This is a genomic window from Streptomyces sp. NPDC057280 (assembly GCF_042668605.1).
Taxonomy (GTDB): domain Bacteria; phylum Actinomycetota; class Actinomycetes; order Streptomycetales; family Streptomycetaceae; genus Streptomyces.
In genome coordinates, this window is the sequence record NZ_JBHUYR010000001.1 from 1,934,795 (window position 1) to 1,948,440 (window position 13,646).

General features: G+C 71.1%; 9 protein-coding genes. 4 read left to right on the forward strand and 5 right to left on the reverse strand.

Annotated features, from left to right (window positions below):
* Positions 1 to 20 precede the first annotated feature (20 nt).
* The gene (locus tag ACFUO4_RS08780) at positions 21 to 1,715 is read right to left on the reverse strand and encodes a DUF2264 domain-containing protein (RefSeq protein ID WP_383481389.1); all 1,695 of its coding nucleotides are present in this window, start codon (positions 1,713 to 1,715) and stop codon (positions 21 to 23) included.
* A 181-nt stretch (positions 1,716 to 1,896) separates the two neighbouring features.
* The gene (locus ACFUO4_RS08785) at positions 1,897 to 2,943 is read right to left on the reverse strand and encodes a rhamnogalacturonan acetylesterase (protein ID WP_383481392.1); all 1,047 of its coding nucleotides are present in this window, start codon (positions 2,941 to 2,943) and stop codon (positions 1,897 to 1,899) included.
* A gap of 192 nt (positions 2,944 to 3,135) precedes the next feature.
* On the opposite strand from ACFUO4_RS08785, the gene ACFUO4_RS08790 reads away from it, so the two are divergent.
* Positions 3,136 to 4,818, forward strand: coding sequence for a rhamnogalacturonan lyase B N-terminal domain-containing protein (locus ACFUO4_RS08790; RefSeq protein ID WP_383481395.1), 1,683 nt, complete (start codon positions 3,136 to 3,138; stop codon positions 4,816 to 4,818).
* Between the two features lie 7 nt (positions 4,819 to 4,825).
* On the opposite strand, the gene ACFUO4_RS08795 is transcribed toward ACFUO4_RS08790, so the two are convergent.
* Entirely contained in the window at positions 4,826 to 6,238 is a 1,413-nt protein-coding gene (locus ACFUO4_RS08795; RefSeq protein ID WP_383481398.1) for an RICIN domain-containing protein, read from the reverse strand.
* Entirely contained in the window at positions 6,235 to 7,320 is a 1,086-nt protein-coding gene (locus ACFUO4_RS08800) for a family 43 glycosylhydrolase (RefSeq protein WP_383481401.1), read from the reverse strand. The genes ACFUO4_RS08795 and ACFUO4_RS08800 overlap by 4 nt, the downstream gene beginning before the upstream one ends.
* 208 nt (positions 7,321 to 7,528) lie before the next feature.
* On the opposite strand from ACFUO4_RS08800, the gene ACFUO4_RS08805 reads away from it, so the two are divergent.
* Together ACFUO4_RS08805 and mmuM are read left to right on the forward strand one after the other, a co-directional pair.
* On the forward strand, positions 7,529 to 9,616 hold the full coding sequence (locus ACFUO4_RS08805) for an autotransporter (protein ID WP_383481404.1): 2,088 nt from the start codon (positions 7,529 to 7,531) through the stop codon (positions 9,614 to 9,616).
* Between the two features lie 137 nt (positions 9,617 to 9,753).
* Entirely contained in the window at positions 9,754 to 10,674 is a 921-nt protein-coding gene (gene mmuM / locus ACFUO4_RS08810) for a homocysteine S-methyltransferase (RefSeq protein ID WP_383481407.1), read from the forward strand.
* A 22-nt stretch (positions 10,675 to 10,696) separates the two neighbouring features.
* On the opposite strand, the gene ACFUO4_RS08815 is transcribed toward mmuM, so the two are convergent.
* A complete protein-coding gene (locus tag ACFUO4_RS08815; RefSeq protein ID WP_383481410.1) occupies positions 10,697 to 12,277 on the reverse strand; it encodes a carboxylesterase/lipase family protein in 1,581 nt (526 codons plus the stop codon).
* Between the two features lie 325 nt (positions 12,278 to 12,602).
* On the opposite strand from ACFUO4_RS08815, the gene ACFUO4_RS08820 reads away from it, so the two are divergent.
* Entirely contained in the window at positions 12,603 to 13,646 is a 1,044-nt protein-coding gene (locus ACFUO4_RS08820) for a LacI family DNA-binding transcriptional regulator (protein WP_383481413.1), read from the forward strand.

Consider the following 13,646-nt stretch of genomic DNA (forward strand, 5'->3'; position numbering starts at 1 on the left):
CCCATACTGCCCCAGCCGGCTCATGGCGCGGCGGTGACCTCCACACCGGCCCTGTCCACCCGGGCCTCGACCGCGCCCTCATCGCCCCACCGCACGTGCAGCACCCCCGAGTTGTCGCGCCGCACACACACCGCGTCCTCCAACGGCACGGCCGCCACCTCGGCACTCAGCCGGACCACGGCGACGAACAGGCTGTCCCCGTCCCCGGTCGCGCCGGACAGCTCGGGCCCCAGCCCGACAACCGGCAGAATCTCCGCCCGCGTCCCCTCCCCGCCATCGGCCCACCCCGTGACCCGTACCGGCGTCCCCGGCTCCGCCCCCGCCACCAGATGTGCCCGCACCTCCACGGCTCCGTGCGCCAGCACCAGACTGGTCACCCGCGCTCCCCCACCGGCCGCGTGCCGCGAGGCCGCCCAGCCGTCACCGACGCCCAGCGGCTCGATGTCCGTACGGCTCGGATCACCGCCGACGATCACGCTGTTGTCGTACGACGGTGAAGGCGTCGTCACCGTCGAATAGGCGAGGCGCGTGTAGTACGGGTCGTAGCGGACGTCTTCGCTGCCGTGGTTGTGGAGACGGACCACCCCATCGGAACGCGTCGTCTGGACAAGCCAGTTGGGGGCACTGATCGCCCGCAGAACGTCCGAACGCTCAGCAGGTCCGGGTTCCTCGACGGCCGTCCACACCTCGTGCTCGGGCGGCAGGAGCAGCCCGAGGAAGGCCTTGCCGGCCCAGTACGGGGAGGCGGGACCGGAGTACCCCTGCAGGACGGCCTCGTCAGGACCGTGCCAGCCCAGCGTCAACAGCCCGTCGGCGTTCACCGCGCCCCGGTCCAGGAAGTACTTGAGCGCCCCGGACGCCAGCCGCCGCGTCTCCCCCGGCGTCAGCGGCGTACGACCGGTCAGGGCGCCGAGCCACAGCGGGGCGGTGGTCGCGAAACGGTAGGTGAGGGAACGTCCCTGGTGCATCGGAGCACCGTCACCGCCGAACAGATGGGCGTAGTCGGCGAGATGGGCTTCGAGACGGTCGCCGTACAGACGCAGCAGCCGGCGGTCGTCGGCCAGCCAGGCGTGCAGCACCGGGTAGAGGTGCATCGCCCAGCCGTTGTAGTAGTCGTACTTGCGGCCGTCGCCGTCGGTGTACCAGCCGCCGCCGACGTACCACTCCTCGATCCGCTCCAGCCCTCGGTCGATCGCCTTGCCGGCCGCCTCGGTCTCGTACCCGATCTCCTTCAGGAACCCGCCGACGGTGACGGGGAACAACTCCCAGTTGCAGGGCCAGGCCTCGGCGCCGAGCGCATCACCGAGCCAGGATGCCGCCCGCTGTCGCACCCCGTCGTCCAGCCGGTCCCACAACAGGGGCCGGGTCAGCCGCAGCGCGAGGGCGATCGATGCGGCCTCGACGAGCGGCTGGCTACGGTCCTCGACACGCGGCCACACACCGCGGACACCGGCGGCGAGACCGTCCGCGTACCGTTCCAACGCGGTCTCGTCCCGCCGGAAGGCCGCCAGCAGCAACGTCCGGGCGTACCCCTCCAGCCCGTCGGAGAGCCGCCCGGACCAACTCGTATGCGTCCCGGGAAACTGGTAGAGAGCGCCGCCTTCGATGGCATAGGGCTCGGTCGCGGCGAGCAGCGAGTCGGCGACGGCTTCCCAGTGGACACGGGTGTAGCCGGTGTACGGGCTCGGCGTGAGGTCTTCGGATGGGAGGTGCATCGGCTCTCTTTCCACTGACCGAGGTGTGACGTCCCCTTTTTTTGGGGGTGCGGGACTGTATCCATATGCGGCTCCGCCGCGTGGGCGCGACCAGCCCCCACCGCCCCGCAGACGACAGCGCGGCCTTTCTCAGGCCGACAGGCCTGGGGCGCCCCGGTTCCGGTCGAGGCGCCCCAGGGGCTCATTCCGCCGCCCTCACCCACCCCGCGGGGATCAGGTGCTGAGCGACAAGTTCATCGCGGACGAGTCCGGCGTACACCGTGGCCCCACGCACCGACGTGTGCGTGTTGTCGCGCTTCTCGTTGTACAGGTACAGCCCCTTGGAGCCCTCCGTCCCGGGGGACTCCACGAGCGACTTCGTCTTCGCGGTCAGGTCGATCAGCGGGACGTCGTTGTCTGCCGCGACCGAGCGGATGACGGCGGGGTGGTCGACGCCGAGGCCGTTGACCAGGAGTGCGGTGTTGTTGTTCAGGGTGCCGTCCGAGTTGAACCAGCGTCGCACGATCGGCGTCACGAGGACAGGCTCCCCGCCCTTTTCACGGATCCCGGCGACCAGAGTCTCCAGGTTCGCCCGGTAGGTCGCCCCGTCGGTCGTCTTGTCGTTGTGGGCGAGCTGGACGAGGACGAGATCGCCGGGGCGGATCAGGGGCCGGACGGTGCCCCAGAGCCGGTCGCTCGCGAGGTAGCTGACCGTGCTCTCGCCGGAGTCGGCGTAGTTGGCGACGGAGAGGCCCTTGCGCAGGTACTGGGGCAGTTGCTGGCCCCAGCCGGAGTAGGGGTCGCCGGGCTGGTCGCAGACGGTGGAGTCGCCGACGAGGAGGATCTGGCGGGCATGACGGGCCGGGGTGACCCTGATGTCGGCGAGGGCGGGGGCCGTGCCGCCGATGACGAGGTCGAGGCCGGGGGTGCCCTCGGCGCCGGTGGGCTCGCCCTCGGGAGTGCGGACGTTCACCGTGAAGCTGCGGGCGATCCGCTCGCCGGCGGGCGCGTCCGTCGCCGGCAGCAGGGAGCGCCGGGTCTCGCCGCTGATCGCGGTGCTGGAGTCGGCGTCGCCGCCGAGAAGGACCTTGACGTCGTACGTGCCCGCCGGGACGTCGAAGTGGCAGGCGTCGGCGGTGCAGTTGGCGATACCCAGGGGGGCGTGCCGCTCCCCGGCGTGCGCCGGTACGGCGGTGAGTCCGGCGCCCAGGGTGAGCGCCGCCAGCACGGCGAGGTTGAAACGTCTCATTCGCTGCTCCTCCGACACATGGCAGACCTGGCGGCTGGACCGTACCCGCATCGGCAAGCGCTTTCTAGACCCCGGACCGATTTCACAAGATTGCCAACCCCCCGCAAGCGAAAGCCCTTTCGCGAAATCGATTCAACTGTCACCCTCACTGACACCCGCACCTCCCCCACACGTCTCGAAGGAGGCACCCCCATGTCCGGAGCCGCATCCCGCAGAGCGGTCGGCCGCCGCGCCTTCGTCATCGGCAGCGCCGCCGCGGCCGGTACCGCCGCACTCGCCGGGCCGCTCGCCCGGCCGGCGTCCGCCGCGTCCTTCGGCTGGCGCGACGACGGCTCGAACTACGTCGTCGACACCGGCGCCAACCTCGTCTTCAAGGTCAGCAAGACCAACGGCGACCTGACCTCGCTGGTCTACAAAGGCACCGAGTACCAGGGCTACGGCGGCAAGAACTCGCACATCGAATCCGGCCTCGGCACCTCGACGGTGACGATCGGTCAGTCCGGCTCGACGATCCTGATCTCGGTCGCGTACGGCACGCTGCGGCACTACTACGCGGCCCGCAGCGGCGAGAACAACGTCTACCTGTGGACCAACCGCGCCGACACCTCGGTCGCCTCGACCCGCTTCATCCTGCGCGTCAAGGCGGGCCTGTTCCTCAACGACGAGCCCGATTCCTACACTTACGCGCCCACCACCATCGAGGCCTCGGACGTCTTCGCGAAGTCCGACGGCCAGACCCGCTCCAAGCACTACTCCAAGCTGCGGGTCATCGACTACGACTACATCGGCTGGAGCGCGAACGGCGTCGGCCTGTGGATCGTCCGCTCCAACCACGAGAAGGCCTCCGGCGGCCCCTTCTACCGCTCCCTGCTGCGCCACCAGAGCGCGGACGGCGGCGGGCTGTACGAGATCCTGCACTACGCGCAGAACCAGACCGAGGACGAGCGCTTCGGCCTCCAGGGCCCGTACGTCATCGCCCTCACGGACGGCGGCGCCCCCTCCTCCTCGCTCTATCCGGGCAACTTGACCACCTCCTGGGCCGACTCGCTCGGCATCTCCGGGTACGTGGCGGCGAGCGGCCGCGGCCGGGTCGCGGGCGTCGGGATCACCGGCCGCAACACGGCGTACCCGTACACGGTCGGGCTCGCCAACTCGGCTGCCCAGTACTGGGGTTCGGCGCGCTCGTCCGACGGCTACTTCTCGATCGGCGGGGTACTGCCGGGGACGTACACACTGACCGTCTACAAAGGCGAACTCGCCGTCCACACCACGTCGGTGACCGTGACGGCGGGCGGCACGACCACCCTCAACACGATCGCGATCCCGTCCTCGAACGACCCGAGCAACGCGAGCGCGATCTGGCGCATCAACGACTGGAACGGCACCCCGAGCGGCTTCAAGAACGCCGACCTGATGACGTACGCCCACCCCTCCGACGTCCGGGCCGCGGCCTGGACCGGCAACGTGGTCATCGGCAGCGGCACCGAGACCTCGGCCTTCCCCTGCTACCTCTGGAAGGACGTCAACAGCGGTCTGCTGGTGTACTTCAGGCTGACCGCGGCCCAGGCCGCCGCCGCGCACACCCTGCGCATCGGCGTGACGACGGCCTACGCCAACGGACGGCCGCAGGTCGTCGTCAACGACACCTGGACGTCGGCGATCCCCTCCCCGCCCACCCAGCCGAGCACCCGGTCCCTGACCAACGGCTCCTACCGGGGCAACAACCACACGTTCACCTACAGCGTCCCGGCGAGCGCCTGGCGCACGGACGCCGGTCAGTACAACATCCTGAAGATCAACGTGGTGAGCGGTTCGGGGACGACGGCCTATCTGAGCGCCGGCACCGCGATCGACGCGATCGACCTGCTGGCATGACCTGACGTCAGGTCCCGCGCGTCCACTGCTGGTTGCTCGCTCCGTTGCAGGTGTACGTGATGATCGCGGCGGAGTTGGCGGTGGACGCGCCGTTCACGTCGAGGCACTCGCCGGTGGCGCGGGCCTTGATGTTCACGTACGAGCCCGAGGTGACCACCGACCACTGCTGGGTGGCCGCACCGGAGTCGCAGTCCTCCTGGGTGACGTTCGTGGCGTTCTCCTGGAGGCACAGGGAGCTGCCCCGGCCGACCAGCTGGTAGTAGCCGGTGCCCAGGTCCTTGAACCACCACTTCTGGTTGCCGCCGCTGTTGCAGGTGTACTGGGTCAGGGCGATGCCCTGCCAGAGGGACTGGTTGGGCACGTCGGCGCACTTGGAACTGTGGCGCGCGACCAGCGTGTGGTACGTGGCGCTCGTCCCGCCGACGGTCCCGGCGGCCGTGTCCACGGTGACCTCCGGGTACCAGGGCAGGGACATCGTGGTGGAGCTCGGGAAGGTCAGCGGCAGCCACACGTACCGGGAGTCGCTGACGGTCCCGCCGAAGGAGTTGCCCCAGCGGTCGCCCATGTAGAGGTACGAGGTGCCGGACGTCCCGGTGACCGGGAGGACGTACGCGGTCTGGGAGTTGTACGTCGTGGAGTCGCCGACGTTGGCCATCGAGGTCCACGGTCCGGCGAGCGAGGTGGCGGTGGCGTACTGCTGCTGGTTGGCGCTCCAGCCGGTGGCGCCCGAGGTGAGCATGAAGTAGACGCCGCCCCGCTTGAACAGCGCCGGTGCCTCGCGGTGGCCGCCGGGCCAGGGACTGGCGACCAGGCTGTCGATGCCGGTGTAGTCGGCGGTCAGCTTGTAGATGTGCAGGTCGTAGTTCTCGTTGGCGGCCGAGACCATGTAGGCGGTGCCGTCGGTGTCGACGTACGTGGTGATGTCCCGGGACATGTACTGGCCGAGCGGGCGGAAGCTGCCCTGGTAGGTGTAGCTGCCGTCGACGGTGTCGGAGACGGCGACGGCCGCCCGGGCCTCGCTGTAGTCGGTGCCGTTCTCCTTGTGCATCCACATCACGAACTTGCCGGTGGACGCGTTGTAGACGACCTTGGGCCGCTCGATGTAGGCGGTGCCCAGCTCGGCGGCGGAGGACTGGGTCAGGACGTTGTTCCTGAACTCCCAGTTCTTCAGGTCGGTGGAGCGGTAGACGGAGACGGCCTTGAAGGTGTTGTCGGCGTTGCGGTTCTCGCCGAACCAGTAGTAGTACGCGCCGACCTTGAGGACACCACCGCCGTGGGCGTGCAGCACGTTGCCCGAAGTGTCGTGGAACTGGACGCCGTTGGGGATGGTGAGGGCGGCGGCCTGGGCGGGACCGGCGGTGACGAGGGCGCCGGCGAGGGCCAGACAGAGGGCGAGCAGAACCGCGTACGCACGTCTCATGACGCGACCTCCAGATCCGTGACGGCGGTGTCCGCCAACGGGATGCCGAAATCGGGGGTGCCGTCCGCGTGCCAGCCGAGCTTCTGGACGCGGGTGTGCCGGTTGGGGTCGTCCAGCGGGTCGCCGACGATGTCCTTGTACGGGCGGGCGTGGTAGACGAGGACGTCGCTGCGGCCATCCTCGGCGACGGTGAAGCAGTTGTGGCCGGGGCCGTACTGCCGGGTCGTGTCGTTGCTGGTGAAGACCGGCGTCGGCGACTTGGACCAGTTCGCGGGGTCCATGAGGTCGGCGTCCGCGTCGACCGTCAGCAGTCCCATGCAGTAGTGGAAGTCGGTGGCGCTGGCCGAGTAGGACATGAAGAGCCGGCCGTGGCGGGCGATGACGGACGGGCCCTCGTTGACCTTGTAGCCGACGCACTCCCAGTCGTACTCGGGGGTGGAAAGCCGTACTTGAGGTCCCGTCAGGGTCCAGGGGTTCGCCATCTTCGAGAGCCACAGGGCGGTGTTGTTGTCCATCCCCGGCTCGTGCTGGGCCCAGGCGAGGTAGCGGGTGCCGCGGTGGGTGAAGGTGGTGGCGTCGAGGGAGAAGGTCTCCCAGGCGGTCCTGAGCTGACCGCGTTCGGTCCACGCGCCCTTGAAGGGGTCGTGGTTGGCGTTCTCCAGGACCCAGATCCGGATGTCCCACACGCTCTCGGCGGGCGCGGAGGCGAAGTAGATGTACCACTTGCCGCCGATGCGGTGGATCTCCGGCGCCCAGATGTGGGCGCCCATCGGGCCGGTGGCGTGCTTGGTCCAGATGACCGACTCGGCGGCGGTCGCGAGGCCGTTCAGGGTGCGGGAGCGGCGCAGGATGATCCGGTCGTACTCCGGGGCGGTGGCCGTGAAGTAGTACGTGCCGTCGGAGTGCCGGTGGATGTGCGGGTCGGCGCGGTTGCGGACGAGCGGGTTCACGAGCGGGGCCGCCTTCTGCGGGCGCGGGCTCGGGTCGGCTGCGGCGGCGGTGGGGGCGGCGGCCAGGGCGCCCGCGGCCAGGGCACCCTTCAGCAGCAGTCGTCGGTCGGGGGCGGGGGGAACGCGGCTCATGCGGACTGCCTCTCGGGTGGGGGTGTCCTGAGAGCGATGTTCGATATTGCGAACATCTGTTGTTATTGCGAACAGCCGAAAGGTACGGCCGGTAACAGGGGAGGTCAACGGGTCGGACGCGATAAAGAGAGAGCGCTTTCCATCCTCCGAAGGCCACGCTTGACCACATTTCTGTTATCGGCCGCCGCCCCGCCCCGTCTCCCCTTCCGTGCACAGCCATACCCACAAGACAGCAGCGGCCGCCGGCGCCCTCGCGGCCGTCGCCGCCCTCCTCGCCACCGCTCCCCCTGCCCAAGCCGCCGGCGCCCGGGACGCCACCGCCGACGTGCTCGCGGGCCGGGACGTCACGCTCACCGGCGACACGGTCGTCACCGTGCCGTCGGGGACGACGACGTACGACGGGGTCTTCCGCGGTGAGGGCACGCTCACCGTGCGCGGTACCGGGACGCTGATCCTCACCAAGGACAGCGACTTCACCCTCCCGAAGGCACGGCAGCGGCAGAAGGTGTCGATCCAGGGCGGCAACCACCCCTACGTCACCACCGCCACCCCCGACCCGCCCGCGATCACGGTCGAGCGCGGCGCCACGCTCCAGTACGGCAACGGCGGCTCGACCGGCGTCATCGGCCACTACCCGTACAACACCCCGGCCTTCCGCCTCAACCAGGACAACATCCGGGTCGACGGCACCCTGCGGTTGGTGTTGAAGGACGTCGCCTACAACCTGGGCACCATCAGCGGCTCCGGGCTGATCGCGCAGCCGCGCTTCCTGTGGTCCACCTGGGACGTGACGTCCGGCCCGTTCTCCGGGGTCATCGACAACGGCACGCAGACGAACGCCGGGGCGCCGGAGTACGCGACCTCGCTGCCGAACATGCGCAAGGTCCTCAACCAGGGCACCTGGACCGTGGACACCCCGCTGGGCCAGACGGTCACCCAGCGCATGGACTTCTACCAGCGCGAGTACGGCAGCGACATCAACGTCCAGTCCCGGCCCGGCAGCAAGGTGATCCTCACGGGCCAGTACAGCTGGTCGGACCAGGGCGGCGACACCGATCCCTCGCTCAGCGACCCGGCCCTGAACTGGACGCCCGCCCGCAAGAACGTCAACAAGCGCGGCACCAACATCAAGGGCGCCAACGTCCAGTGGGGTGACGGCACCACGCACAGGATCTTCATGCCGGGCACGGCGGAGACGGTCTACATCAACCTCCTAGCCGCGCGCTCCCGTTCCCTGCTCACCTTCGACTACAACGGCCCGGTGACGCTGGGCGCGCCCATCGGCGGCGGCGTCTTCCACGACACGCTCGCGGCGCCCGGTGCCGGGGACATCGTCATCGCCGGGACGCGCGGCAACGACGTGACGTTCGCGGCCGTCCAGTACTACGACGGCTCCACGACCGTCGAGAAGGGGGCGGTGCTGCGGCTGGGCAGCGGCCGGGCGGGCGGTGACGGCGGGCTGTACACGGCCGGCGGCCTGTACAAGGTCGTCAACAACGGCTCGCTCATCCTGAACAACGTCACCAAGTCCCTTTCCCTGCCCCGGATCAGCGGCAGCGGCTCGCTCACGCAGACAGGCCGCGCGACGACGACACTGACGGGGACCTCGGTGACGTACACCGGGACGACGACGGTGAAGAAGGGCACGCTGGCGCTGCGGGGCGGGGCAACTCTGCGCCACAGCAGGGCGATCCGGCTGACCTCGCCGGGCGCGCGCCTCGACGCCGGTACGGCGGGCCTGCGGGTGGCGACCTCGCTGAGCGGCAAGGGCACGGTGAAGGGGGCGGTGACGAACGACGGCGTGGTGACGGGCGGTCTGACGGTCTCGGGCCCCTACACGCAGGGCGAGAAGGGCGAACTGGTCCTGGGTATCGAGCCGTTGACGGTGACCGGCGCGGTCCGGCTGGCCGGGGACCTCGACCTGGCGGCGGCCGGGTCCGATCCCGCGAAGAAGATCACCGTCGTGGACCACCAGGGGGCCGCGAAGACCGAGGGCGCCTTCACCGGGCTGAAGGAGGGCGCGAAGCTCAAGCTCGCGGACACCACCTACCGGATCACCTACAAGGGCGGCGACGGCAACGACGTCGTCCTCACCGCCGCACAGGCCAGGACGACCCGGGCGACAGGAACCCCGGCCGCCGTGGCCGACGCGCCCCGCACCGCGGGCGCCGCGCAGGACGACAGGCTCGGCTGGTGGCCGTACGCCCTGGGCCTCGGGCTGCTGGGCGGTCTGGCGGTGCCGACCGCGCGGTACAGGCGCAGCCGCCGGGCCGGCGGAAGACATGCAGCGCGCTGAGTGACGGTTCAACGGCTGCCGGGTGCGCCTCACGTCCTCAGGGGCGCGGGGAACTGCGCGACCCGCCGCAAGAGAGCCGCACCCGGCCACGAACATCAAGACGCACCCTCGTAGCCGCAACGACTACTGTCACCCCCATGACCTCCTCCCTCGCCCAGGCGCTGGCCACCCGCACGGTCGTCCTCGACGGCGGCATGTCCAACCAGCTCGAGTCCGCCGGCCACGATCTGAGCGACGAGCTGTGGTCGGCCCGTCTCCTCGCCGAGCGCCCCGAGGCGATCACCGAGGCGCACCTCGCCTACTACGAGGCCGGCGCGGACGTCGCGATCACCTCCAGCTACCAGGCGACGTTCGAGGGTTTCGAGAAGCGCGGCATCGGTCACGACCGCGCCACCGAGCTGCTGTCCCTCAGTGTGGAGCTGGCCCGCGAGGCGGCCCGGCAGGCGCAGGCGAAGGGCGTCACCCGCCCGCTGTACGTCGCCGCCTCCGTCGGCCCCTACGGGGCGATGCTCGCGGACGGCTCCGAGTACCGCGGCCGGTACGGGCTGAGCGTGGCCGAGCTGGAGGCCTTCCACCGCCCGCGCCTGGAGGTGCTGGCCGCGGCCCGGCCCGACGTCCTGGCCCTCGAGACGGTGCCGGACGCCGACGAGGGGCGGGCGCTGCTGCGGGCGCTGCGCGGTCTGGACACGCCCGCCTGGCTGTCGTACTCGGTCGCGGGCGACCGTACCCGTGCCGGACAGCCGCTGGAGGAGGCGTTCGCACTCGCCGCCGAAACGGACGAGGTCATCGCGGTCGGCGTGAACTGCTGTGCCCCGGAGGACGTGGACGGGGCGGTCGAGATCGCGGCCCGCGTCACCGGCAAGCCGGTCGTGGTCTACCCGAACAGCGGCGAGGCCTGGGACGCCGAGGCCCGTGCCTGGAACGGCCGCTCCAGCTTCGCGCCCGGCGAGGTGCTGGCCTGGGAGGGGGCCGGGGCGCGGCTGATCGGCGGTTGCTGCCGGGTGGGCCCGGAGGCGATCGCGTCGATCGCGGGGACGCTGTCGTCGTCGCACGCGTAGTGCACGCCCCCCGGCACCGTGCTCACGGCCGGCGGACGGAGCCGGGGAGGCGAAGGCGTCGCACCACCGACCGCAGTTCCGTAGCGCGCGTGGGCGAACCCGCGACCAGGGGCGATACGGGTGTGGATGCCGCGGGCGCGGGGGCAGGGGTCCACAGCGCCAGCTCGGCGTCGAGCGGGCCGTACGCGAGGTGCGGGTCGCCGTCGCCGAAGATCCGCACCGGGTGCGTGGCGTCCCACGCCTGCCACCCGGGGTTCCCGTCCGCCACGAACCGCACCCACGCCCCGTGCATGGCGTCGCTGAGCTCCTGCGGGGCGCCGTCGCCCGCCAGCTTGGCGGACTCGGGGCTCTCCCCGGTGTCGAAGACGAACCCGAGTTCGAGGGCGTGGCAGGAGCCGAGGTCGGGGAGGTTCGAGGGCCAGGCGAACTCGTAGACGTACGACGTGCCGGGGCGGGCGTCGGCCAGCCGGTGCAGCGGGATGCGCAGCAGGTGGTCGGTGACCATCTGGCCGACGATCTCGGCGGTCCCGGCGTCGGGGTGCAGGGCGCGGTAGCCGCGCGGCACCTCGTGGCCGGTGTGGCAGCGGGCCATGGCGCCGGCGAGGGCGACCGGGCCGAGCCGGTCGACGCGTGCCAGCAGGCCGCCGGGGACCAGCCAGAGCCGGTACTCGTCCCGGGTCCAGCCGGTCATCAGCTCGACGTCACGGGCCACGTCGCCGTCGACCAGGGCGTCCAGCGGGTCGCGGGGGACGAGGTCGCCGTCGACGACGATGCCGAAGGCGGGGCCGCCGAGCACCGGGCTGCTGAGCTTGCCGACCTCGGCCTGGGTGCGCAGCAGCAGTTCGCGGTCGACCTCGGCGAAGGCCGCGGCGGTGGCGGGGATCTTCAGCCGGGTCGCCATCCGGCGGACCATGCGCCGCACCTTGTCCCGGTCGGAGGCCTCGGGCGGGCCGCTCTGCAGGATCGCGCGCCGGACCAGGCCCTGGGCCTGCGGTGCGGCGAGCAGGGCGCCGGTGCTGATCGCGCCGGCCGACTGGCCGGCCAGCGTGATGCGGGCCGGATCGCCGCCGAACTCCTCCACCGACCGGTGGACCCACTCCAGGGCGGCGAGCTGGTCACGCAGGCCGGGGTTGGCGGGGGCGTCCGGGAACAGTCCGTAGCCCTCCACCCCCAGCCGGTAGTTCACGGAGACGAAGACGACGCCGTCCCGGGCGAAGGCATGCCCGTCGTAGACCGGCACGGCCGAGGAACCCCTGGTCAGGGCGCCGCCGTGCAGCCACACCAGGACCGGGAGCCGGGCCCCGCGGCCCGGCTCCGGTGTCCACACGTTGAGGTTGAGGCAGTCGTCGCCGGGCACCGCCGGGTCGGACAGGTACTGCGCGAAGGCCTCGGAGTACGGCGGTTTCGGCGCCGTCGGTCCGAAGGCGACGGCGTCCCGCACGCCGTCCCAGGGCTCGGGCGGCAGCGGCGGCCGGAACCGGCGCGCTCCGAAGGGCGGCGCCCCGTAGGGGATGCCCCGGAACACCGCCACACCCCGTTCGTACCGGCCACGGACGGCCCCGTAGGGCGTCCTGACCACGGGGTTCGCCTGGTCTGCCGTCATGCGCCCACCAGCCCTTCGCCGCGCTCGTGCACCGGTCTTACAAGAGCATCACAGCCGCTGCTCGTATTCCGGTGCACGGGCGCTGGCGAGGGCCGTTCGGCGTACAGGGCCCCTGCGGGAGGGCATGACGGCTTCCCGGGGTTCCGGCTCAGCTACGAAGGGCAGTAAGCGCATTCAGTGTTTCGAAAGTCATCACCCGCGGACCCCTCTGAAGCCCGACCTCTTCCGGACTTCACGCGGTGAACTTAAGGTAGGAAGCGCTTACTGTTTTCGCGCCGACCGAAACTTTCCAGGGCCCACGGGCGGGCCGGAGAGGTGGTTACCGATGGTCCGTACGGGAGGTACGAGCGTGGCGACCGGGCCGACCCTCGCGGTCGTGGCCCGGGCGGCGGGGGTGTCCGTGCCCACCGCCTCCAAGGTCGTCAACGGCCGCGAGGACGTGGCGCCCGAGACGCGACGCCGGGTCACGGAGGCCCTGGACCGGCTGGGATATGTGCGAAGACCCCGGTTCGACGCGACGAAGCCGCCCGGGCTCGTCGACCTCGTCGTGCACTCGCTGGAGACGTCCTGGTCGGGCGCGGTGCTGCACGGCGTGGAGGAGGCCGCCCACGACGCGGGTCTGGAGGTGGTCGTCTCGACGGGGCTCGCCCGGAACCGGGGCGGCCGCCCCGAACGGGGCTGGCTGGACAAGCTCAGCGCCCGCGGCTCGTCCGGGGTGCTGTTCGATCTGGCCGAGCTGACGCCGTCCCAGTACGCGTGGCTGGAGCAGCACCGCATCCCGTACGTGATGATCGACCCGGTGCTCGAACCGCCGCCGGGCGTGGTGTCGGTCGGGGCGGCGAACTGGCAGGGCGGGGTCGGCGCGACGGAGCATCTGCTGGGGCTGGGCCATGAGCGGATCGCGGTGATCGCCGGGCACCGGCGCCGGACGTGCAGCAGCGCGAGGGTGGCCGGCTACCGCTCGGCACTCGCGTCGGCCGGGGTCCGGCAGCGTCCCGAGTACGTGCGGTACGCGGCTTTCGACGAGGGCGGGGCCCGTCACCGCATGCGGGAACTCCTCGACCTGCCCGAGCCGCCGACGGCCGTCTTCGTCTGCTCGGACCGGATGGCACTGGGCGTGTACGAGGCACTCTCGGAGCGGGGCCTGCGGGTGCCGGACGACATGAGCGTCGTCGGCTTCGACGACCTGCCCGAGTCCCGCTGGCTCACCCCGCCCCTGACCACGATCCGCCAGCCGCTGTCGGAAATGGCGGCGACGGCGACCCGGCTGCTGGTCCGGATGATGGACGGCAAGCGGCCGGAGGGGACACGGACGGAGTTGTCGACGCGGTTGGTGGAGCGGGGGAGTACGGGGCGGGCGCGCGCGTAG